Source organism: Algoriphagus winogradskyi, assembly GCF_900182815.1.
GTDB lineage: Bacteria > Bacteroidota > Bacteroidia > Cytophagales > Cyclobacteriaceae > Algoriphagus > Algoriphagus winogradskyi.
The window spans coordinates 1-24,565 of record NZ_FXUA01000012.1; the positions used below are offsets into that span (position 1 = coordinate 1).

At 40.2% G+C, this 24,565-nt stretch carries 12 protein-coding genes; 6 read left to right on the forward strand and 6 right to left on the reverse strand.

Annotated elements, in window-relative coordinates:
• From QOL76_RS20660 to QOL76_RS20670, 3 genes are all read right to left on the reverse strand, one after another.
• Positions 1-7,595, reverse strand: a 7,595-nt coding sequence (locus QOL76_RS20660) for an Ig-like domain-containing protein (RefSeq protein ID WP_430383841.1), incomplete at its 3' end; no start/stop codon positions are given.
• Positions 7,596-8,097: 502 nt separating this feature from the next.
• Positions 8,098-10,209: a T9SS type A sorting domain-containing protein gene (locus QOL76_RS20665; protein ID WP_283414863.1), complete on the reverse strand. Its 2,112-nt coding sequence runs from the start codon at positions 10,207-10,209 to the stop codon at positions 8,098-8,100.
• A 480-nt stretch (positions 10,210-10,689) separates the two neighbouring features.
• Positions 10,690-13,029, reverse strand: coding sequence for a sensor histidine kinase (locus QOL76_RS20670; protein WP_283414864.1), 2,340 nt, complete (start codon positions 13,027-13,029; stop codon positions 10,690-10,692).
• An 87-nt stretch (positions 13,030-13,116) separates the two neighbouring features.
• Between QOL76_RS20670 and QOL76_RS20675 the strand changes: the two genes are divergently transcribed.
• Entirely contained in the window at positions 13,117-13,857 is a 741-nt protein-coding gene (locus tag QOL76_RS20675) for a LytR/AlgR family response regulator transcription factor (protein ID WP_283414865.1), read from the forward strand.
• A gap of 466 nt (positions 13,858-14,323) precedes the next feature.
• Complete coding sequence (locus tag QOL76_RS20680) at positions 14,324-14,668, forward strand: LytR/AlgR family response regulator transcription factor (RefSeq protein WP_283414866.1); 345 nt, start codon at positions 14,324-14,326, stop codon at positions 14,666-14,668.
• Between the two features lie 102 nt (positions 14,669-14,770).
• Here QOL76_RS20680 and QOL76_RS20685 read toward each other — a convergent pair whose 3' ends face one another.
• Positions 14,771-15,541, reverse strand: a complete 771-nt coding sequence (locus QOL76_RS20685) for a cupin domain-containing protein (RefSeq protein WP_283414867.1) — start codon at positions 15,539-15,541, stop codon at positions 14,771-14,773.
• Positions 15,542-15,748: 207 nt separating this feature from the next.
• Here QOL76_RS20685 and QOL76_RS20690 point away from each other — a divergent pair, with 207 nt between their 5' ends.
• Positions 15,749-16,327 carry a YceI family protein gene (locus QOL76_RS20690; protein WP_283414868.1) on the forward strand — a complete coding sequence of 193 codons (579 nt, stop codon included), beginning with the start codon at positions 15,749-15,751 and terminating at the stop codon, positions 16,325-16,327.
• A gap of 222 nt (positions 16,328-16,549) precedes the next feature.
• Here the strand turns inward: QOL76_RS20690 and QOL76_RS20695 are convergent, their stop codons facing one another.
• Both QOL76_RS20695 and QOL76_RS20700 read right to left on the reverse strand, forming a co-directional pair.
• Entirely contained in the window at positions 16,550-19,231 is a 2,682-nt protein-coding gene (locus tag QOL76_RS20695) for a TonB-dependent receptor (RefSeq protein ID WP_283414869.1), read from the reverse strand.
• Between the two features lie 20 nt (positions 19,232-19,251).
• Positions 19,252-20,082 carry a GLPGLI family protein gene (locus QOL76_RS20700; RefSeq protein ID WP_283414870.1) on the reverse strand — a complete coding sequence of 277 codons (831 nt, stop codon included), beginning with the start codon at positions 20,080-20,082 and terminating at the stop codon, positions 19,252-19,254.
• A gap of 114 nt (positions 20,083-20,196) precedes the next feature.
• On the opposite strand from QOL76_RS20700, the gene QOL76_RS20705 reads away from it, so the two are divergent.
• The 3 genes from QOL76_RS20705 to QOL76_RS20715 all read left to right on the forward strand — a co-directional run bounded on the left by QOL76_RS20705 (position 20,197) and on the right by QOL76_RS20715 (position 24,562).
• Positions 20,197-21,717 carry a sensor histidine kinase gene (locus QOL76_RS20705; protein WP_283414871.1) on the forward strand — a complete coding sequence of 507 codons (1,521 nt, stop codon included), beginning with the start codon at positions 20,197-20,199 and terminating at the stop codon, positions 21,715-21,717.
• A complete protein-coding gene (locus tag QOL76_RS20710; protein ID WP_283414872.1) occupies positions 21,687-22,394 on the forward strand; it encodes a response regulator transcription factor in 708 nt (235 codons plus the stop codon). The genes QOL76_RS20705 and QOL76_RS20710 overlap by 31 nt, the downstream gene beginning before the upstream one ends.
• 377 nt (positions 22,395-22,771) lie before the next feature.
• The gene (locus QOL76_RS20715) at positions 22,772-24,562 is read left to right on the forward strand and encodes a serine hydrolase (RefSeq protein WP_283414873.1); all 1,791 of its coding nucleotides are present in this window, start codon (positions 22,772-22,774) and stop codon (positions 24,560-24,562) included.
• Positions 24,563-24,565 lie beyond the last annotated feature (3 nt).

A 24,565-nucleotide genomic window follows, 5' to 3' on the forward strand; every position in this document is an offset into this window, starting at 1 on the left:
ACAGTCAGATCCGTGATCTCAGTGGTCAGATCCTGACTGGTGTAGAATCTGAATACAGGATTGGTCACCGTGCTGCTGGTAGCAGATAGCGTGAAGCTATCTCCTTCGCAGATCGTGTCGCCCATTGCCTGAATATCCGTGGCTGTTGCACTTGGATTAACAGTCACCGTAACTTCCGCTGCATCGCCTGGAGCGTTTTCACAGACTCCATCACCTGAAACGGTTACATAATAAGTCGTCGTAGTCGCAGGGCTGACAGTCAGGTCCGTGATCTCAGTGGTCAGATCCTGACTGGTGTAGAATCTGAATACAGGATTGGTAACCGTGCTACTGCTAGCAGATAGCGTGAAGCTATCTCCTTCACAGATCGTGTCGCCCATTGCCTGAATATCCGTGGCTGTTGCACTTGGATTGACAGTCACCGTAACTTCCGCTGCATCGCCTGGAGCGTTTTCACAAACCCCATCACCTGAAACAGTCACATAATAAGTCGTCGTGGTCGCAGGGCTAACAGTCAGATCCGTGATCTCAGTGGTCAGATCCTGACTGGTGTAGAATCTGAATATTGGATTGGTCACCGTGCTGCTGGTAGCAGAAAGCGTGAAGCTATTTCCTTCACAGATCGTGTCGCCCATTGCCTGAATATCCGTGGCTGTTGCGCCTGGATTGACCTTTACTTCTACAGGAATTCTTATAGGATCCTCACATCCACCGCGTACAACAGCAATGAAGTAAGTCTTGTATCCTGCCGGGGTCAATGCCGGAGTGGTATAACTATTTCCGGAAGCCAACAGGGTTCCTGCTGTCTCTGCATCATACCATCTTAAGGTAGTACCTGCTGCAGGTGTTGCTGAAAGTGTGGCAGTTTCTCCAACACATACTTCCTCATTTTCTGTAACAGCAGTTGGACCAGGATAATTGATTTCTGCCTGATAAATCCTCCATCCACTTTCTAAGGCTCCAAGCAATGGTCTATAGTCAATTCTAACCCGATCAAATGATCCACTTGCTACAAATCTCACTTCTCCTTTGCTATTACCTCCAAGCAGAGATAAACTAACCAAATTATTATCAACTACTCCACCATCCCCATTTGCAGCAGCACCATTATAGGATTCAAAAGAAAGTCCACTTAATACACCAAGGTCAAGCAAAGACCCACCTGTTCCCAAAGTAATCACAATTGTATCCCCAGCTGCGCCGGTCTGGTTGAAAATCAGTTCCTGCCAAACTCCTCCCGTAACTGCAACCGGTGCTACAAATCTTGAATATGTATTAATGTCACCATCAACCGCATTACCAGGATTTTCTACGCTACATAGTACACAAATGGCATATGTACCGTTATTCTGCGCATTCGCTACCGTACACTCTCCATCTGTCGTCACTGGATCAACAGTAACTGTTACAGCCGTAGTGTCAATTGACAAACAACCTGTAACTGTATTCCTGGTTCCGGCATAATAAGTATAGACTCCAGCTGAAAGTATTCCAGTATTGTACGAATCTCCTGTTGCTAATTCTGCTCCACCTTCTGCATACCAAACAATTTCCACATCTGCTGGCATAGGATCAATGGAAGCGGTAAGCACAGTTCCAAATCCTTCTGAAATCGTAATATCAGAACTTGTAGATGGCACATCTGGAAGCTCGTTTACGGTGATTGAGGTAGTTGCAGCAGGTGTGCTGAAACAATAACCTTCTGCTACCACCATCACATAATAAGTGGTCGAGGCTGTAGGACTCACTTCATAATCAGCTCCTGCGAAATACGCTCCTGTCAAACTTGCATCCAGATACCATCTGAATTCAGGATTTGGAATACTGATTCCGTTTAGGCTCGCATGCAAAATGGTGGATTCTCCAACACAGATTGCACTTTGATCAGCTGTCAGGGTAATATCACCGGCATCTATCACCATACAATCAGTTGGCATGGAATGCTGAGCTGTCTCTGATGCATTTCCGCCAACTTCATCTGTATAAAATGCCTCTGCATTATTTACGATTGGATCTGAACCTGTTACAGCATCTACTTGAACGGTAAAAGTAAACTCCTGCATGGCGCCAACCGCCAAGGAAGCAATATCAAAAGTCAGAGTTCCAGTACCTGCAGTTCCCCCACCGTTATCAACTACTGTTGTATTTGCCGGGATCTGATCTACAACTGAGATATCAGTAAGTAACTTATTGCCAGTGTTTGTGACTGTCAAAGTATAAGTAATGATATCCCCTACAATAGCCTTCCCATCAGAATCAGCATTATTACTCAAACCAATTTTATCAAAATCAACCGCATGAACAGGCGTAACATCCAACACTGTCCCAGGATCAGCTGCCGTATCCGGTTCGGTAGGACTGCTGTTGTCTAGCGGAGGATAGGATTCAATTGGAGCTGGTAAATCTGCGGAATTGGCAACTGCAATATTGATGATTTCATCTATTCCAGTAAGGTCAGCATCTACTGTTGCAGTGAATGAACCTACAGTGGAAGTAGCTCCTACTGCCAATCCAGGCAATGAGAAGTTAACCTCATTTCCCACTAAAGCACCTCCGGAAACGTACGTAATTCCAGTTGGTAGTGCATCTGAAATTGACAAATCTGTCAAGTCTTGATTTCCGGTATTTCTAATAAATATGGTATAGTTCAAGGTCTCGCTACCGCTTACGGCTGTGACATTGGCATCGCCATCTACTGTAACTGCTTTCCAGAGTTCTGCTGAGAAAATAGCGTCAACCGGAATATCTGTTCCAGTATCTCCACTCTCATCCGGATCGGTTGGGTTTTCATTGTCCAATGCCGGATATGTTTCAACTCCAGGATCTTCCGGAAGGGATTTAACCAGGGCTACATTGGAAACAAATTCTACATCGGTCAGATTTTCATCCACCAATACAGTGAAACTTACTGTGACTGTTTCTCCTGGAGCGATGTCAATCGCATCGAATGAAACAACGCCCCCATTTTCAACACCACCACTTACATAAGTAGTATTAGCAGGAATAGCATCAGTAATCAGGTAATCTGTCATAGGAACAGTCCCTGTATTTCTCACATGGATAGTATACACTATTGTTTCACCACCTGAAACTGAAGTCAATGAAGGATCTCCATCTATGACATAGCTTTCCCAAGCCTGGAAATCAGGAGTTTCACAATCCTGAAGAATATAATACAAGCGAACGTTCGGTACAGCAGTGACTGAAACCAATGATCTTAAGCGAATTGCTACTTCATCAACAGCCACACCTGGGGAAATACGGATTTCTTCATTGGCTCCGTTGTTGAATAAATCAACCAGATTCACATTCCCTAGAACTGCATTTTCCAGAGTCTCATCATAAACCTCTACCCCATCTAAGTATCCAACTACATCGATTCTTCCAAAGACATCTGCATCCAATACACCAGCCCCAACTCCAAGTTTGATTTTAAATGCCCCTCCTGCAGGAATCGTCTGTCTAAACTGTATGTTCTGCTGGATAGAACCGGCTACTCCTAGGGTGCCTAAGCTGATTTCGGAATAATCGTCATTGTTATTATTATCAAGAGCGCGTTCCGCATTGGTAACTCCATAGCTACCAATCGAGCCTGCATCAACCGTAATCCCAGAACCATCAAAAGATGTAGTAAATCCTGTTGCACAAGCTTCCGCACCTGTATCGTAGCAAAGACCATAGATATTGATACTGTTGTCTTCACCGAACAATCCTCCGGCAGTATGATCTTCCACAGTTATGCTATTGTAAGCTGCATTTGGCGTAATAGCCAAATAGTATCTTCCAAGTGCATCCTGAACGATTTTCACCTGATCATTAAATCCGGCAAAACTATTATCACTGCTTGCAGTGAAAAGTGGCGTCCCGCCCGTGTCATTTGCAGAAACTGTGAAGTAATGATCTCCAAGGACAACTGTATTCAACAAATCGCTCAATATTCCGCCTACACTACCACCAAGTAGCGCATCCAGTAAGCTTGCATCAGTATCTATTCTCATGTATGATGTAGTACCTGCCGGTACTACTACACCGTCTCCGTATCCAAGAGTTACATGCCCGGAGTATGCTCCAATTCCGGTTAATAATGCGCCTCCGCTGGAATTGATGGTAGCGAAACTGTTAAAGTTTCCGTCAAAAAGATTGGCAAGATTATCTGCAAAAGACGCATCAATCAATTCCTCTGCACAGACTGGGCTTAAATATGGAGGATCAGCCACATCAGGATCTGGACATCCGTCGGAAATCCGGCTGATTCCATACAATCTGATCGGTGCACTGGTATTTATTGCGGCAATGGACTGAAGCCCAAAACTCACCCGATCATACACCACTCCCGGTTCGATCAAAAGCTCCTGAATTCCGCCTGAATTAAGAAGCCCCAATAGATCCAGGTTATTTATCAAGGCATCCTGAAGTGATTCATTGTAAACTTCATCGTTGCCATTGTAAAGAATCAAACGGTATGAACCTGCAAGATCCAAATTCAAAATTCCCGGTTCGTCAAGTTGCACTCTGATTCGTAGCGCGTCCGTGTTCTGAGATTTTGTTTTGAAATAAATGTTTTGATAGACAGTTGCCCCTATTCCAGCAATTCCAAGATTGATTGTGGAATAATTTGAACTGTTTCCGTCAATGGCATTTTGAGGGTTAAACACGCCTCCTTTTGTGATATCCAATAGATCAACAGCAATACCAGAACCGTCAAAATCAGTAAAAGTAGCTTGTTCACATAGATCAAATTCCGTCTCTCTACACATGCTGAAGACGTGCATGGTAGCCGTGTTATCCAATCCAATTAGTGCAGCTAAGTAGTGGTCAATTCTTACTGATTGATAGGCTTGATCTGCAGTAAAGGCGATGTAGAATCTGCCTGATTCATCCTGAACTACGCGAACATCCTGATTACCAAAACCTGTGGCGCTACTAGCTGTATAAATATCCGTTCCTCCGGCAGTTTTTGGTGTGACGGTGAAGTAGTGATCACCAAGTGCCACTGACCCCAATAGATCCGCCAAATCTGAACCTAAACTTCCACCTAACAAGGCATTCAACTCGTCATTTTCAAATTCTATCCGAACATAGGATGTTTCGCCCGCGGCTACTGGAGCAGCATACCTCAACTCGATATGGCTACTATAGGCCCCTAGTCCCAATGCCGTACCTGTACTTGCAGATAATACCGCATAGGAATCATTGTTCCCATCCACTGCATTGAGTGGGAAATTGGTATTTGCCCAGTCCACTACTTCGGCAGCACAATCTGAAGTGTTAAATGGTGGAATAGTCTCAGGTGGCGCAGTCAGCTCTGGATCTGGACATGCTGCACTGAATCTTTCTATGCTGAAAATTTTCACTGGATTCTGAATCACATTGGCACTCACCACAGATTCGATCCCTACAGCCACTCTATCAAAAGACAACCCTGGGCCAAAAGGAAGATTAATTGTTCCTCCGCTTTGGAGTAATCCCAATAAATCCAATCCTGATATCAAGCCATCCCGAAGACCCTGAGAGTACACTTCTGTATCTCCATCAAAAGCTTTGATAACTATGCTTCCTAAAATTTCTGCGGTCAACAGATTTCCACCTTCCATCGCCAGTTTCACTCTGAAGTGATCTTCAGGAGCTGATGAAGAATGGAAATTCACAAACTGGTAAACGCTGGATCCAAGTCCTGCTGCTCCAATACTTACCTCTGAAGCAGTTGCCGGATCACCGTCAATAGCAAATCCTGCATCAACTACCCCTGCTGCTCCTAATCCAAGAAGATCCAGGCTGATACCTTCCGATTCCGAATACGTAGCAAATGCCTGCTCACATGGCTCAAAACCTGTTGAAGTACACACATGATAAACATTCATGCTCCGCACTTCACCCAGCCCTGCAATTGCACCCAGTGATTCTGTAATTCTTATACTGGTATAAGCACTCTCAGGAGTTACTTCTACATAGTAATGGTTGTTCTTATCCTGAACTATTTTGACTGGTTGATTGAAAAAACCATTGTTACTTGAGCTTTCAAAAACCTGCGATCCGTTATTCTTAACCTCTACCGTGAAGTAGTGACTGCCAAAAAGAACATTGTCTACTACTCCGCCCAGAAGCTCTCCGGCAGTTCCATCAAGTAAGCCTAACAATACTTCCTCGTCAAAATCTATTCTCACATACGAAGAGGTACCTGCAGCCCGGGAATCAAATCCCAACTCTACAAATCCCTCATAATCTCCCACTCCCAATGCAATACCGGAACTGGCGCTGAGGGTAGTATAGGTATCGTTATTTCCATCAACAGTATTGAGTGGGAAATTGGCATTTTCAAAAGCCAATACCGTAGCATCACAGCTGCTATTGCTGAGCATTGGCTCTGTTGCGGTAGGCAAAGGAATCGGATCAGGATCTGGACAGGCAGCCCCGAAACGCTGCACATCATATAATCTGATTGGAGAATTGGAAAGGGCATTTAAGGAAACAACGGAGGTGTATCCTACCGTAACTCTGTCAAAAGCTACTCCTGGACCAAAAGGAAGGGTAACTGTACTTCCACTTTGAAGCAGACCAAGCACATCCAATCCATTGATCAATCCTCCGGATAGCTTTTGGATAAAGACTAAATTAGATCCGTTATAAGCACGTACTTCTATTCCACCAATTAAATCGGCTGTCAAAACACCTGCATTGGCAACACCCAATTTCACCTTAAAATAGTCTTCCGGCGCAGATGGAGTTTTGTAATAAACTGACTGGAACATGGATGCTCCCACACCTAAGGTGCCTATGCTGATTTCGGAATACGAGTTCAGGTCTGAATCAATCGCATTTTCTGCATTATCGACTCCAGCACCCAACAAATCAAGAGAGATTCCTTCTCCATCGAAAGAAGTAAATCTGAACTCGCCACAGGCATCTGCTCCATCCAGATAAAATGCATTATAAACGTCAAGGGTGTATTCAGAGCCTAGACCTGCCAGAGCCGTTGACCTATTGGTCAATCTAATTCTATCATATGCTGCACCTGGCTTAATCGCCAAAAAATAATCACCGGTCTCATCTTGAACTAGCCTTACTCTGTCTGTATTAAAGCCCTGCGTGCTGGTTCTGGATAACACGGCTCCACCTGATGTCCTTGCTTGGATTTCTATTTCTTGATTACCCAATAATACCGACCCCAGGACATCACTTAGCAATTCGCCCAGACTACCTCCCAGAAGCGCCTGTAACAAACTTTCATCTGCTCCTATTCTCACGTAAGACCAAGTTTCGGCTGGGAGAGTGGAAGGGAATTGTAACTCCAAACTTCCTTCATATGCACCTAAACCCGCTAAGAACCCTGGGCTGCCATACAATCTAGCGAACTGATTATCATCACTTAACGCATTATTTTTATCTTGAACTGTAGACTCAAGACAAAACAAACCACAGCTCCGATCATCATCACTGATTTCAGTGGCTATGGTGGGAAATTGCTTTGTTTGAGCGTAGGCCTCTGCCAAAAAACATACAGCAATTAATGAGTATATAAAAAAAGCAACACCATACCTAAGTATGGCGCTTATACCTCTCAATTTCAGACTATTATATTTAAAGAGAGTTTTCATATGTTGTAGTTTTAAAATTTTTCGATTGAAATAATAGATTGGGTTGATTATAAAGGACATTATTGAGCACAATACCCGAAATTGAAAAAGCTGGTTGAAAAAAATTATCAACTGCACTAAAAGAGCATAATAAACGATCCAAACAATTAAAAAATGAACAGCATAAAAACTGTATGTAACTCTTTATTAACCCCTTAATATTAGATGTCATTACATCTAACATCAGGGATAAAGCACTTTTAAAAACTAGGATAATAAAATAACAGTAGCTGTACTTCATAGAGAATATTTAAGCAGTAATAATTTCAACTTTACAAAAATTAGAAATTATATATCGACTCTAAAAGGCATACTGCCATTCTGTTATTTAATTGCAATTTTCTGTTATCAAAAAGACAATAACTCCAAGAAAAAGGAAAAACAACATGGTTCAATAGCTAAACATATAGCATATATTTTCCTTCTATAAGGCACAGCTATCAAATCAGGATTAGATCCGACATTAATTTTTAATTAAATGAATTGCGTGTTTATTACTCGAGTCGATAATGATCAAAAAATATTCACCAGGCGGGTGAGATTCCAAATTACTGATCCGTAGAGTATTTTGCCTACTTACTCTTGCTTTTCCAGCTCTAAGAATTGATCCTTTTCCGGAATACAATTGATAGGAAATCTCTTTACTCTCGCTGTAGCTAGTTCCTATAGTGAATTGATTTTCAAACTGATTAGGATACACCTGATAGGCATTTGAAAGGCCATGGGCATTGTAAACACGGCGCAAGTCAGAAGTGAATTCTATCTCACTATTTTCATTTATCAAAACCAGTCTATAATAGCTTTCTCCTTTTAAAGGGGTTTCATCCAAATACCTATTGGAAACTTCCTCACTCAAGTTTTTCGCCCAGATTTCTCTGAAATCTAGATTTGAACCGGCTCTTTGAATGATTACCTTTTTATTTTCAGGTTGTTTTGAGAATTCCCAAGACAAATCAACCTCACCTATTGATGTTAAATTGGCATCGAAACGCTCAAGAGAAACATTCAAAATTCTTGCGATTGAACTCAGATCCAGTTCCATAGGCTCATCTGAGATGCATCCTTCATTAGGAATCCAATTCAAATAAAATTTGTATGGATCAGTTTCATCTCTAAACTTAAGCCCTGTCATGGTTAGATCTGCACCATCCAATTCGAACAGTACATCATCTATCACAAAGCCATCTGTAATCTGTATAGCCATATCTTCATCCACGTACCATTCGAAAAAACCATCAGTTGGCAGATCTTTAATCGAGGGTTTTAGAGTCATTGGATTTACCCCTTCCAAATAGGTATACTTTCCATCTTCATCAATTCCTAGCTCACCTGAAGGCTCAATACTGTAGTTTGCTGGGGTTGGAACAGGTTTTACCTTGATTTTGAATCGAGATGGCTCACTCTCGCCAGCACAGGATAGTCCATTTGACTTTACTAAAAATTCGTGGTCTCCTGGAGCAAGGTCAATAGGAGTTGTATATGCATCTGCTATTCCTATTGCGGTCTCATCATTATTAGATTCTAATCTATACCAATTCAAATCCCCTCCTGCAGCATTATCGGGGGTCACAGTTACTGTTTGTCCATAGCAGATTTCATAGAATCCTTCCTCAGGAAGTGTATCAATTACCGGTCGAATAGGTTTGACAGTTGCCCCACTGATCTGTAGGCTACCGGTAAGAGCACCCAAATCCACCAATGATGCCATTCGGATACCGACTGCATCTATTGTGCTCGTACCAGCACTAATGGGGAATTGAAAAAATTCATCTGATGCCAATAAACCTAATACATCCAATTCCAAGAGACTAGCCGCAGAGACGGTAGATACCTCTACCCCATTGGAATAAGCGACTAATTCAACGTAATTCAAAAGCCCTAAATCAAGTAAAGACTGACCGGTAGCCATACTTATCAAAACTTCATTGCCAGGTTGTACAGGGGAATTGAAGTAGATTTTCTGCTCCATAGTACCCGCCAAACCCACAACACCCAATGATATCTCTGAAAAGGTAGTTTCCAAATCATCATCAATTGCGAGGCTTAAGGATTCTACCAAAGGATTTAACCCAGCTGCGTCTAGGGTTATTCCACTACCGTCGAAGCTTGTAAAAGTGGGTTGGGGATCACATAAATCTGAATCAAAATAAAATGCATGGTAGACGTCTAATGTGTATTCTGTATTGCCTCCTAGAAGTGAACTGGACTGATTTGTGATCAAAATTCTATCGTAGGCTGTATCAGGCCTAATTGCCAAATAGCTATTTCCAAATTCATCATTTACAAGCCACACAAGGTCGTTATTAAACCCAAGCAAACTTGAATTCTCAGCCATTACTGAGCCTGAAGACGATCTCGCTTCAATTATTATCTCTTGTTCCCCTAATAAAACCACACTTAATACTCCTGAAAGCAAATCTCCAAGACTACCCCCTAGGAGAGACTGTAGTAAGCTTTGATCTGCATCAATTCGGATATAGGTAATAGTATTTGCCGGAACGGTAGAATCAAATTTTAATTGAATTTTTGACTTATAAGATCCCACTCCCAATAATGCTCCTGGACTCGATAACATACGTGCATATAAACCATTATCACTTTGCGCGTTAGTTCGATTTAATATAGTGGGTACGCAACTCGGAAATATTCCACCACATGGAGTAGTTTTATTTCCGATTATAGAAGTTGCCGTGGTTGCATATTCTGTCCTTGCATAAGTTGATCGGCAGACAAGTACCGCAGAGATAATAAGAGCAATAAATACTTTTAAACAGATATTTAACTGACGACCTTCCATTTAGAATAAAATCTTCAAGAAGGAATCTATATACTTTATGCAATTTTTAAAAAAGGCAACTTATTACCTCGACATTCTGGTTAAATAAAAAAATCAGGAGACAAAAAAATATATTTAAAATTCGTTTATCCATGAACTTATTACAAATAAAAATTAAAATAAATAATTTAATAACATATTAAGCATTTTAGATTTCAATAATCCACCGTTTGATAACAACAAAAACCAAAATCTTCTAAAAAGGGATATTCAAATATTCTAAATACCAAAAAGCAGTCTTACAGTAGTACCCTTTCCAGGTTTTGAGTAGATTTTAATCTCACCTTTATGCATCTCTACGAAATTCTTAACTGCGACTAATCCGAAGCCTGTTCCCTCTACTCCATTTACATTTGACCCTCTAAAAAAGGGAGTGAATACATAGGGTAGCTCTTCCTCCAGGATTCCTATCCCAAAATCCTTCACTTCTATTCCATTCATCCTATCCTGTTGAAACAAGCGCACAATCGGTTTCTTTGACACTCCGCCATATTTCAATGCATTATTTACCAAATTGATAAGGCTGGTATGCATCAAAAAATTATCCCATTCCATTCTCACTCCATTTTCAACCTCAGAGATAAAATCTACTTTCCCCAGGTAATCGTGCTTTGCCAAGGCCTCTTGGACAAAAGAAACGAATTCCACCTCTTCCTTTTTCAATGCGGGACTATTATTTACAAATCGCTCATAATCAAGAGAATTAGAGATCAATTTATGAAGATTATCAAGTTCAACCTCTATTTTCCTATGATGAGTTTGAAGCTTAGCAGCACCCGGAATATCAGCCAAATTCTCCAAGTAAATTTTTGATAGCTCCATACTTGAAATTATGGTAGCTAACGGTGTTTTAAATTCATGAGAAACAATATTCATGAAATCAGACACAAAGGAATTGAATTGCCTCTCTTTCCGCAGCGATTCGATTAGCCTCTGTTCAAAATTCATTTGAGAAGAAACATCTCTAATCACTGCGATAATCTTTTGATTATTGTTCTCATTAAGAATATTCAAATTTGATTCTACCCAATATTCACCCTCGTCCTTGAAGTACAACTTCAATCTTGATCTATATCTTCCATCCGAAATTTTAAATTCTGGAGTTAGAGTCTTTTTCAAAAGAACCCTGATTTTCCTGTGCATCTCCTCCTCCCTGGTCCCTTTATCAAAAAATTGTGACACAGAAGGCGAAATAAATTCAAACTCAGATAAATTGTTCAATACAACAATCACATCAGGACTGTGATCTGCTACGGTGGCCAAGATTTGAGCTCCCACCTGAGAATTCTTCTCAAATTTGATTTTATCCTGCTCCGTTTTAAATGCGTCAATTATAACCGAATACGTAGAAATAAATGGCTTCAAATCAGTTATATCCTGATCTGTAAAACCTCCCTTTTTATTCCCAAGTCCAATTAATCCAATTACTTCCTTCCCTTTAAATATTGGAACTCCTAAAAAATTCTCCATGGTTGGGTGACCTGGAATTTTTTTCCCCTTAGTATGAGGATTGGCGGGCGGATTATTTTCCAAAATAATTTTGGATTCAACTATGCAAGCTCCAAAAAGGTTATCAAAATGTCTGAATAAGAAATCGTCTTTTACATATTTATGGTAGAGTTGATAAGCTTCTGGTCCATTTCCTGAAATATCTGTTGCTGCATGGATTTTTAACACCTGTGCTCCCTTCGTGTCTAGGTCTACTTTACCTACAAACCCAAGCTTTGCATCAATTACGCTCAGAATATTACTTAACAACAGGTCATAAGGATTGGCTCCTACCGGCTTTGATAAAAAATGACTCTGTACCTCAACAACTCTAGAAAGGAGTTCATTCGTCCTTTGAAGTTGTTTCTCTGTGGCTTTCTGGACTGAAATACTTTTGAGAGAACAGAATATATAAACTTCATCATCAGGAGAAGTCTTGTATAAAGTCATTTCATACCAAGTTCCTTCCTTTTTTTCCAAGTAGAGATGTGACTCAAAGACAGAAGAAGAAGTCGTCCCATTTTTAATCCAATCAATTATGCATTCATACTGCTCTTTATTCACAAAAAAATCACTGATCACAAATCCCGATGCTAATTCTGAAAAAGGTTGGAGCAATAGAAGTTTTAAGGTGGAATTTACCGCGATGACACGTTTCAAACCAATATCAAATACTATCGCAGGCTTCTCCGTTTTTTCTAAAGACTCCATGATAGTGTCATAGGACAATTCAAAAATATTCTGTCTGTTATGAAAATTAATAACCAAGTGTAAGCTCTGCTTTTCATGATCGACCCAGAACAATTCATTCACATAAAATTTTTCACCGTTCTGCTTGATTGTATAATTAAATATCTGGTCTCCGGCTAATTCTAGGTTTCTTTTCTGTATTTCATTTTCATCAGATTTGGTTATCCGTTCATAATCTTTAAAGTTAAGAACCTGACATACAAACTCTTCCCCAAAATGCAATTTTAAGCGATCACTTATTTTGAGAATACTCCCTGTCTTTAAATCAAAAAGTAAATCTTCATTTTCGAAGACAGTGAGTTGAGATTTGTCTGAAGCCATATTTTTAATTTTTATATATTAGATAAAAAGTATTGAAATACTCCTACTTTTTATTTTTTTAGTAATGAAACAACAAAGGGAGCACAAATGGACCAATTCTATACAAAACCTAAAGTATTGCTAGTTGAGGATAATTTCAACCTTTCTGAAAATATCAAGGAGATATTATCCCTAAGAGGATATGATATTGTGAAAATATTAGATCAGGCAGAAACGGCTCTTTCGATCATTGAGGAGAACTCACCAGATTTAGTATTGGTAGATATAAAACTAAAAGGCAATAAAACGGGCATAGAACTAGCTGAAGAATTAAGACAAACGATAGACCTTCCCATAGTTTTTCTAACCAGCGCTTCAGGTAAAGAAATAGTAAAAAGAGTAAATCATATTCAACCAGATGGTTTTATCACTAAACCATTCACATCCAATTCCCTTGTAACCAGCATTGAATTGGCAATGGAGAGACATAAAGTCAACCTAAAAAAATCTGCCGATCAGCAGAAAAACACCAATACCGACCTATTTATCAGAGAAAATGGCTGGTTAAAAAAAATTCTGATTTCGGATATAAGCTATATCAAAGCGGAAGGAACCTACACTCATATTTTTGTAAAGGAGAAACAATATACTTTGAGAAACACGGTCAAAGACTTAATGAAGAAACTTCCTGAAAATCAGTTTTCTAGGGTTCACAAGTCATATATAGCGAATATGGAAAAAATAGAAGCACTCAGCTCCAATGCTGTCAAAATTGACAATATAGAAATCCCTATTGGTCGCAACTACTACCATACCTTGCTTCAAAATATAAATAAACTTTCCAACTAATTTCGCCTTAGCCTAATCCGATTAATCCACTTAGATCGTAAATCTTCCAAAGAAGAGTTCTTACAATTTTAATGGATCGGCCATGGTTAATAGCTACTTGTATCCTACGGGCAATAATTCTATTGAAAACTCAATTTCATTATTGAAGAATTACTGCAATTCCACTTTTAATACCCCTCTAGGTTTTTTGGGAGAAGAAAGAGCGCATCTCTACAAGGTGTCTCCTTTTCTCAACGGAAAGACAAGCAGGCATTCTTCATTTTTTAAAAGTGAAGATTCACTCTTAGATAACGGATCCCATAGGATCTCAATTCTGGTTTTTACGGCGATAAATGAAGATATTCTTGAGTGTGAACTAGAGAGACTTACCAAAAATCATAAAAAACTAGAACGTTTAAAATTTGAGCCAAAGTCCTATTCCTTGGAGGATATTCATCTAATAAATCAATCTAAACCCAATTCAACTATGGAATCTGATAGCGATGAGTTGTATGAAAAAGAGGTTTTTATCAGAGAGAGCGGATGGCTTAAGCGACTTTTTATCAAGGATATACAATGGATCAAAGTAGAAGGAGTATATACTCATGTCTATAGCAACAGTAAACTCCACACGCTTAGATGTACTTCCAGAGACATTTTCAATAAGCTCCCGAAAAGTCTATTTTTCCAGGTCCACAAAAGTTATTTTGTAAATATTTTCAAAATAGATGCCCTGAAAAGGTATTCCCTGAAAATCGGAAATGATGTGCTTCCTATCGGAAAAACTTTCTACAATAAATTATTAGATAAGCTCCCACATCTAGGAGGTTGACGATTTAACTATTTTGGTTAAGATTCTATGAATTAGATGAAAAGGAAATAAAGCTGCAATATAAATGAAGCTTAACCCTCAAGTTTACTCCACAAAGCAAAATTACTTCCACTTAAACGCAAAGTAAGTCGTCGGCTCATCACTGATGTTTCGAATACCATGAAAAGATTGGGATTCCATGAAATAAAAATCTCCAGCTTTGGCAGTGTATTCTTTTCCATCGATCATTTGGGCTGTTTCACCGGAAATCATAAGGATAATCTCAGTTTCTACATGAGCATGAGGTTCATGACTCGCTACTTTTCTATCCAAGGTAGTGACATGCATTTCAAGTCTTTCGCACATAGCAGTTTCCCTATCAAAATAAGAACGAACACCTCCTACACTTGTAGATTTGTAAGGTAGGGAATCAGCGTTGATCATCAGCGAATTCCCTGAAGCTACTCCCCTATCTACATCCATTTTCTTCTTGGATCTATAACGAATTATGTAATAGGTAAGTGGGGTAGTTCCTACATTTTGAAGGGAATGCATCTGTTTTGGCATCAGCGAGACCACTCCATTAGCTCCAAGAATAGTGCTCTTTCCTTCTATGGTAACCTTCATCGTGCCTTCCTTGACTAGTATTATCTCTTCTATATCCTCGTTTGCGTGAGCTGTACTAGGTTTGGCTCCTACATTTTGGGTGGTTGCATGCATCTCCAGGTAATCTAAATGTGTGGAAACTCCTTCCAATATGGGCCTACCCACTCGGTCACCATTCGGTACAACTTTAAAATCATCCCATTTAAATACTCCAGATTTTATAGGCTGAAGTTGTGCAAAAGCTGATAATGTCATAAGGCAGAGAAGAATAGAGAGTACATATTTCATAAGTATAATTTTAGAAGTCGTCTAGTTAAATATAAGTAATACACTCAAGAAAATGAGACAACCTATTTCCCTAGCCCGCAGATAGTTTGGTTAAGACTACCGGAAAACAGCAAATTCTGCCTTTTGAATAAATTAGTCTTAAACAAGCCGATCACAGAACCTTGCGTGCAGGTGCTACGTGTTATCCCATTCAAACCAAATCCATATATGAAAATCTTTACTTTACTATTCACATTAGCATTTACAGCACTTTCAATAGTCCCGGAAGTAGCGACTGTTGACACTTCAGAAAGCACAATCACTTGGACTGCCAAAAAAGTTACAGGACAGCACCACGGTAAAGTGCCTATTTCTTCTGCCACGCTTGATTACCAAAATGGTAAAATTCTCGGTGGAACTTTCGAAATGGATATGACCAACTTGACAGTTGAAGATATTACTGATGCTGGGTCCAACAAAAGGTTAACTGACCACCTAAAATCTGAAGATTTTTTCTCAGTGGAAAAGCATAATAAATCCAAGTTTGTAATCACAAAAGCAACCACTACTAATGGAAAAGACTACCAGCTCACTGGTGATTTGACAATCAAAAACATGACTAAACCTGTCACTTTTCCTGCTACCGTAGTGGTAAATGGTGGTAAAATCATAGCTACTGGCAAATTGACTTTTGACCGAACGCATTACGACATTAAATATCGTTCAGGATCTTACTTCGAAAACCTAGCCGATAAAATGATCTACGACGATGTAGAGCTAGATGTGAAATTGGTTGCAAGCGAGTAATCACAAAACTACCACAATTCAAAAGGCCGGGAAATCCCGTCCTTTTCTATTTTAGAATAGTGTACGTGTATTAAATCCCCCTAACCGTCTTTGAAAAAAGGGGGAATTAACGAATTGGTACTTCAGCCATTACTCAAAGAAGTCACTTGCTTCATAATTAAACCCTTATAAACCATCTCAAAACCAACATCGGTCATCCAACAACAAACACCCAACAACTGTCTAAATATCCCACTTCACAGTAAACAAGCCATATCTCGGCTGAACTAAATAAGAATAGGTACTGATCAAATTCTCGGTGAAACTATCTCTACGAATGGATCGGGTATCCAGTATATTCCAAACAGTCAGCCTGAACTCCCAAGGACTTGACTTACCCTGATAGCTGAGGAAAGCATTGAAGAAATCAAAGTCACTGGTGGTACCAGAAGCTTTATTCATGTAAGCATTGTAAGTGTAATCCGCATTCAATTTCAGACCATTCCAGATGTCCCAGTCCACTTCAATTTTTGGTGAGTGTGTATTAAAGGTATTCTTGGCATTGGTAGAATTGTAAAAGTTCTGATTCCAAGTATATCCCAAATCCACCTCCACAGTTTTCATAAATGTACTGGTGTACTTGATAAAATATGAGTGTGCAAATTGACTATTTTGGATATAGTTTTGATCAACCAAACTATTGGTAGCATAATTATTCCAGTTTCCTCCCCCAGAGATTTTGAAGGTCTGAAAACGCTTATCAGCCTGAAGACTAGCCGTCAGGGACTCATTCACTGGATCAATATTTTGAATACTCATGATCCTGTTAATCCCTGCAAAATCGGTGGTATTCACCAAATCTTGATGTTTCCTTGTCCAACTCAGGTTTCCGAATAAATTAAGTGAAGAGAAGAAATCAAAGTGGTTATAATTCAAGGATTGGGTGTAAAACAAGCCATTATCCAACTGTCTGTTTCCTTGGAAAATCGAATTGTAATCTGATACCACCAACCCTTGTGCGAGCTTCTCTATATCCATGAAATTCGCTTGGCTACTGAATCGGTAAGTTAGCGAACGATTAGATTTGATGCTCCATTTGGCATACATCCCTGGAAGCAGCAGGAGTTTGTCATTCCGTAACTCATCTTCCATTTGCACATCATTCCATGCGTATCTGTGGAGATAAAGTGAAGGACTTATGACAACTGACTTCCATTTAGTCTTGTAGGTCATTCCTAAATACAAATCCTGAAAATCAAAGCGGGAATCATTCTCAAACTCTCCCAAATCCAATTCATCATCTGTATCTGCCTGCTCCAAACTGCCAACTAGCTCTTGTCTAATAGATGAATACCCTAAACTCCAATTGATATGATTGGTGGGATTTAGGATATGGTAATAATTGAAAGCTCCTTCCAGGGTGCGGGTTTTAATATCCTGTCTTTGTAAAAAGCGGTAAGTTTCTCGATCCATCACTGGCAACATTCCATTGAAAGGCTTTTGATTCGTAGTCAAATCATACAAAGGATTGGTATATTTTTTCTCCCAATTGCCCTCCATAGAGAAAACTCTCTTATCCGAAGGTGAATGAAACCACTCCCCTTTCTGCTGAACTGTGTAAGGCTGACGACTTTGGTAGCTATTGATTTGCTGGCGAATCTGCCCAAAGTCTGAATCCTGAAAACTCTGATTGGCTATGTCCGCTAACTTTCCAAAAACGCTGTATTTGACATACGTTTCCTCTTTTGGAGTAAATGTCACTGCATATTTCATCAGGCCTGACTTATTCTCAACCGTGTTAGCGGAAGTGAGTGTTTCCTCATTATTTCCATCTGTTCGCAAATACGTTCGCTGAGACGAGGACCCCAGTTTATTCTTGGAAGCCGAACCGATCACAAAACCCGAATGCCGCCATCTCTTATTTGGAGTGTAATTCAAATTCACAGCAGCCAAGTCAGTTTTTAATTCCAAAGCATTATTTCGCTGTGCCATTGGTATTCCCAGATCGTCCGAACTCATACTAAGTGATGAACCTGACTTCCCCGCCAATCCAGCCAATCCTCCACTGAACCTAAAGTAATCCTGAAGGGTGAAAGCCAATTCTCCCACGTTATTTGCATCAGCAATCAGATTGAGATTCACTTTTGGAGAATAGTAAAAAGCATTCGCATGGCCCAAATAGCGCTCCTCAGGCCCGAGCCCAGCTGTCAGGTCCCCAAAAACCAAGTTCTTTTTCCCATCCTTTAATTGAATATTTAGCGCCAAAGTCTCGTCATTATCCAACCCACGAACTGGGCCTACTTCATTGAAATTCTTCAGCACTTGAACACGATCAACAGCATTTGCCGGAAGGTTTTTGGTGGCAAGCTTGGTATCTCCATCAAAGAAATTCTTCCCATCCACCATTACTTTATCTACCTTTTTCCCTTGGACCTTCACTTCTCCATTATCATCTACCTCAAATCCCGGAAGCTTTTCCAATACATCCTTCAGTTTCCGCTCCGTCCCCGTAGTAAATGCATCAGTTTTATAAGTCAACGTGTCTCCTTTCATCGTGATGGGCAGTTCAGTCACTACCTCCACTTGATCCAGCATAGTTTCATCCTGACTGAGAATAACCTTTATCTGCTCCTGATCAGACCATTCATTGATCTTCAGTTCAAATTGTTTATACCCTACAAAGGAAACTCGAAGTAAATATTCCGAACCAGGCGGCAGCCCTATCTTAAATCGACCCTCGCCATTAGTAATCGCAAACCCGCCGATCTTCTGCGTACTCTGATTGATAGCTACCACATTTGCGTAGGCAATAGGCTGATTTATACTGTCCAAGACTTGCCCGATCAGGTTTTTATTTTGAGAAAAAGAAGGTAAGGCAATCAGGAGAAAAAATCCTATTGCGAAAAAGCGCTTTGCAAATAACATGGATAGACTTTTGTAAGCGATTAATTCCCGATTTTGATTACCATTTCATTGCCGTTTCCAGGCTTGCCGGAATAGCGTTTCATCATCTCCTGCATCTTTTCTTCAGAAAGCGCCTGATATTCTTTACTACTGATCAGTTGTCCTTTTTTAGGGATTTCTAGTTGCACTTTTTCAGTTGGATTCAAGACTATTCGCTCAGCGATATAAGTCACCCCTCTATTTTGCAATTCAAGAATCAACCCAGGCAAACCCCAAAAATCATCTGGACCATGACTCACGGGAATTTGCATGGTAAACCAGGCAGTCACATTTACTGTGTCTTTTGTTAGCTCCATCTCATCCTGCCCCATGGAAAAAGTCTTACTTTCTACAATCCTCGAGTAAGTAGCTTTTTGGCAGGTATAATCACCAATCTGCTTGCTTTCACCGGTCAATTCCCAATCATAGGTATTCAAGCTGTCTTTAACCAAGAAACCCTTTCCCATCAAATCCTCTTCCTTAATGTAGGTTTGCTCTGCCACATTTTTATAGAGAAGTCTATCCTGATTTCCCGTATTGATCACGATGCTGGCTCCTCCCGAAGATGCGGTGGCTGGGCCTGCACCTAGACTCTCCACCTGCTTCCAGTTGGATTCAGTTTGAGAAAAAGTAAGGATGTATTCACGTTCCATCTGCTTTTTTAATTGCTTCTGAAGATCCGCAATGACATCGGGAGCCATTTTGGTACTATCCATGGAAATATTAAATCTGGAGGAAGTTTTATAATATGCTCTTCCTGTCAAACCTTGGGCATTGGCGGTAAAGATCGAGCCCATCAGGGCAAATGCGAGAAATAGAATTCGTATGTTCATAGCTGTAAATTTGTTGTTACAAACCAATACAAACTGCCTCTGCAACTTAGTTAAGCACTGTTAACGTGTGTTAACATTCGATTTTCTAAATTTCCTAGCCTCTACTTTAGCACTGTGAAAAAGCTACAATTCAAGCGAATAGGTATTTTGATTGCCCTTACTCTAGTAGTGAGCATAGGGGTGCAGATCTATAGAAATGTCACTCAGTTCAGGTTAAACGAAACTCAACTAACTACTGAAATACAACTGAGCTTGGACAATGCACTTGAGGTGTATTTTGCAGATTTGGCTAAAACAGATGTGATTACGCTCACCGAGAACAAGAGCACTACGATCAAACTTCGCAACACCGAAAATGCTGAGTTCGACAGTACAGGGAATGACTTTTTTAAGAAAATTGGGGAAAGCAAAATCCTCATTAAGGCGCTGGAAAAAATAGAAGCTGGAGACACTTCTGCTGTAAGTTGGTTCGGGGAATTTGATACTACCAAAAATCTAACCTTTAAAACACACTTCGACACACTCAATAGCATCGACCCTACTAAAATCCAAAACATAAATATATTCCGAGGTCTGGATGCAGCCGACAGTATCCGAAACCTCAAAATGCTCACAAATCAGATCATTATCTCCATTACTCGGGATTCTCTTGATTTTGAGAAAATAAGTGCACTGGTGAAGGATGAATTAGACCGCAGGGATATCAACATAAATTACGGGTTACTTCAGTACGAAAAAGACACCATAGCAGGTTCTTTCAACTATCCTGCCCTGACCGAAATGCCGTTTTCTACCGTTTCCAAATCCACCTTCTTACCTCGTGGTCAAAAGTTGGAGATGTATTTTGAAAACACCGCTCTAACTGTCCTTAAGCGAGGGATGGTTGATATTATGATGTCAATTATCTTCTTGTTGATTATCTCAGCAGCATTTTACTACCTCTACCAAACCATCAAAAACCAAAAGGAAATCGCTGAAATCAAGGAAGACCTGATAGGAAATATCACGCATGAATTCAAAACCCCTATTGCGACTACACTTTCAGCAATCGAAGGAATCGAGCAGTTCAACCCAGAAAACAATCCTGAAAAGACCAAAAAGTATCTGGGTATATCTAAATCCCAAATGCTCAAATTGAACTTAATGGTGGAGAAACTACTGGAAACTGCCACCTTGGATTCCGATCAATTTATACTTCAAAAAGAGCAGATCGATCCACTTGCAGTGCTAAGGTCCTTGGTTCAGAAATTTCAGACCTTGGAACCAGAAAAAGAGATAGAGTTAGTATTGCCTTCGCATGTCACACCTATTCTCGTTGATCCTTTTCACTTCGAAAATGTACTTTCAAACCTGTTGGATAATGCGCTCAAATACGGGGGAGATGAAGTGAGAATCACATTGGATCAAGGAGCTAGCACTAGAATTAGGATCTGGGATAATGGAGGAAATATAAGTTCAGATCAAAGAGACAAAGTTTTTGAACAATTCTACAGAATCCCTAAAGGAAATCTTCATGACGTGAAAGGATTTGGGATTGGCCTGTATTATGTGAAGAAAATCATTGAAAAACATGAGGGAAAAATCGAATTGGAATCCTCTGAAAGATGCACCTCATTTATTACGATTTGGCCATGAGTAAAGTCAGAATTCTATTAGCTGAAGACGAGATGGCGCTAGGAATGATCATCCAAGAAAGTCTGGAAAGCCGGGATTTCAAAGTCACGCTGTGTGCCGATGGACAGCAAGCTTGGGACAGTTACCAAAACTCCAAACCAGACGTATTGGTACTCGACGTGATGATGCCAAAAAAAGATGGCTTTACCCTTGCCGAGCAAATCAGGAAAACTGATCCTTATACACCAATTATCTTTTTGACTTCAAAATCACAAACCGAAGACGTGTTGAAAGGATTTGGATTAGGTGCAAATGATTATGTGCGCAAACCCTTCAGTATGGAAGAACTGATTGTGAGGATCAAAGCTCAGCTTGACCGCCAGCAATTACGAAAAAATCAATCGGATTGGCTAAGTCTTGGGAAATATGAATTTCATCCAACAAAACAACTTTTAAAGCTAAATGAGGAAGAATGCCACCTCACAGCAAGAGAATCTCAGCTCCTAAAAATTCTTCTGGAAAACGCCAATCAGATCACAGACAGAAGTTTGATTCTTACTCAGATCTGGGGGTCGGACGACTTTTTCAACGCCCGAAGCATGGATGTTTTTATCACTAAGCTTCGGAAAAAACTTCAGCATGACGATCAAATCCAGATCCTAAATGTGCGAGGATTTGGGTATAAATTGGTTTGCTAGCATCCATAACCGTGGTCTGTGTCACATAGACCATTTAAGCTGAATTATATAGGTCTGTGAGACACAAACCTAGGTGAAGTATAGGCGCTTCAAGCTTAACATCTTTTAAAGCTAATTAGTACAATCCACGAGAATTTACCCTCACCATTCTTCGTTATTAACCCGAAGAGAATCTTAACCCTACTAAGATTTTGTGTGGAGGAAAGTCGGAGGCTAAGGCTGCTTGGGATCTTAGGAAAAGGCCCCAAGTAGTCGCCTCTGCACCACGCGAGTAAGAATTGGTTAAGCCCAGTTCTAAAAAAACTCTATTAATACTTAGATTTTAAGGGAAAAAATCTTGAGTTTAAGGTTGTAAAACCACCTTTATTCAAGTAATCATGCGAAGCACACTAATTGCGATACTTTTTTTTATCACGGGTTCACTGACTTATGCGCAGACAAAGCTAAACACCACAACAATTGACACCAAGCTAAAAGCACTTCAGGAAGCTACTCAAACAGTTGGCTTTTCCGTAGCTGTGGTCCAAGGTGATCAGGTGATTTATTCTAAAGGTTTTGGATATCGGGATCTGGAAAACAAGATCGAAGCGGATGAAAACACGCTTTATGCTATTGGCTCCTCATCCAAAGCATTTACCGTTGCGCTTTTAGGAATAATGGAGGAAGAAAAAGGATTGAAATTCACCGACAGTCCTAAGAAATATTTGCCAGAACTGGAATTCTACAACGAAGAATTAAATAACCAAGTCACTATTTTGGACATGATCAGCCACCGAACTGGTCTACCTCGGCATGATCTTTCATGGTATTTATTTCCAACCGCAGACAAAGACAGTCTTTTGGCTAGAGTAAAATATCAGGAACCATTCACTGGAATTCGCAAGCAATGGTACTATAACAACTTCATGTATTTGGCACAAGGCCTAATCACGGAAAAGCTAACTGGCAAAAGCTGGGAAGACAATATCAGAGAGCGATTTTTCAAGCCACTTAACATGACTAGATCCAATGTGAGCATAAGCGAAATGGTGGCTCAACCTAATATCTCCAAAGGCTACAGTTTGGAAGACTTCACTACAAACAAAGCCATGCCTTACTACGATATAGCAGCCATCAGCCCAGCCGGAAGTATCAATAGTAGTGTTAAAGAGATGTCGAATTGGTTGAAGATTTGGCTAAACAAAGGCAAACTAGGTGACACTCAAGTGCTCCCAGAGGCCTATGTAGCGAAAGCCGTTAATCCCCTGATGCTAGTCGGTGGTGGGATTGCCGATAAGAAATTCCCAGATCAGCACCTGAACAGTTACGGCTATGCCTGGTTCAATTCTTCTTACAAAGGTCACTATAGGCTTGAACACGGAGGAAACATCGATGGCTTTTCTGCCAATGTGGCATTTTTCCCAACTGACAGCTTAGGCATCGTAGTCCTGACTAATCAAAATGGATCTGCTTTGCCAGGGCTAGTACGAGATGCTCTTGCTGATGAAATTTTAGGATTGGAAAAAACTGACTGGGTAAGCTATTACTCGGAAAAAATAAATAAGATCAAAGAACAACAGGAGAAAGCAAAAGCAGAGAAAAAGTCCAGCACTGTACCCAATACCGCTCCATCTCATACCCTGGTTGAATACACAGGAAAATACAATCATCCAGGGTATGGCACTTTTACTATTGAATACAAAAATGATTCACTTTGGGCTCAGTTTGTTCGAGAAAGAGTTTATCTAAATCATCTTCACTACGATATTTTCGAGGCATTGACGGTCAAAGACAATAAGGTAGATACGACTTCAGGTGGAGGCCTCAATTTCAATTTTCGAACCAGCGATCTGGGAGATATTGAAGCTGCCAGTTTGAAATTAGAGCCGACACTGGATCCCCTGACTTTCAAGCGTACACCAGCAGAAGCAAATGTATCCACTGAAACGCTGGAGTCTTATGTGGGAACCTATGCGTTGGGAGGAACTGACTTGAAAGTTTTTATGAAGAAGGATAAGTTGACCTTATTCGTGCCTGGGCAACCAGAATATACACTCACTCCCACCGGAGAAAATGAATTTATGGTAAAGGGCTTGACAGGATATAAAGTTAGGTTTGAAAAAAAGGATAACACATCACAAATGCTGCTAATCCAACCCAACGGAACTTTCCCTGCCATCAAAAAATAAGCT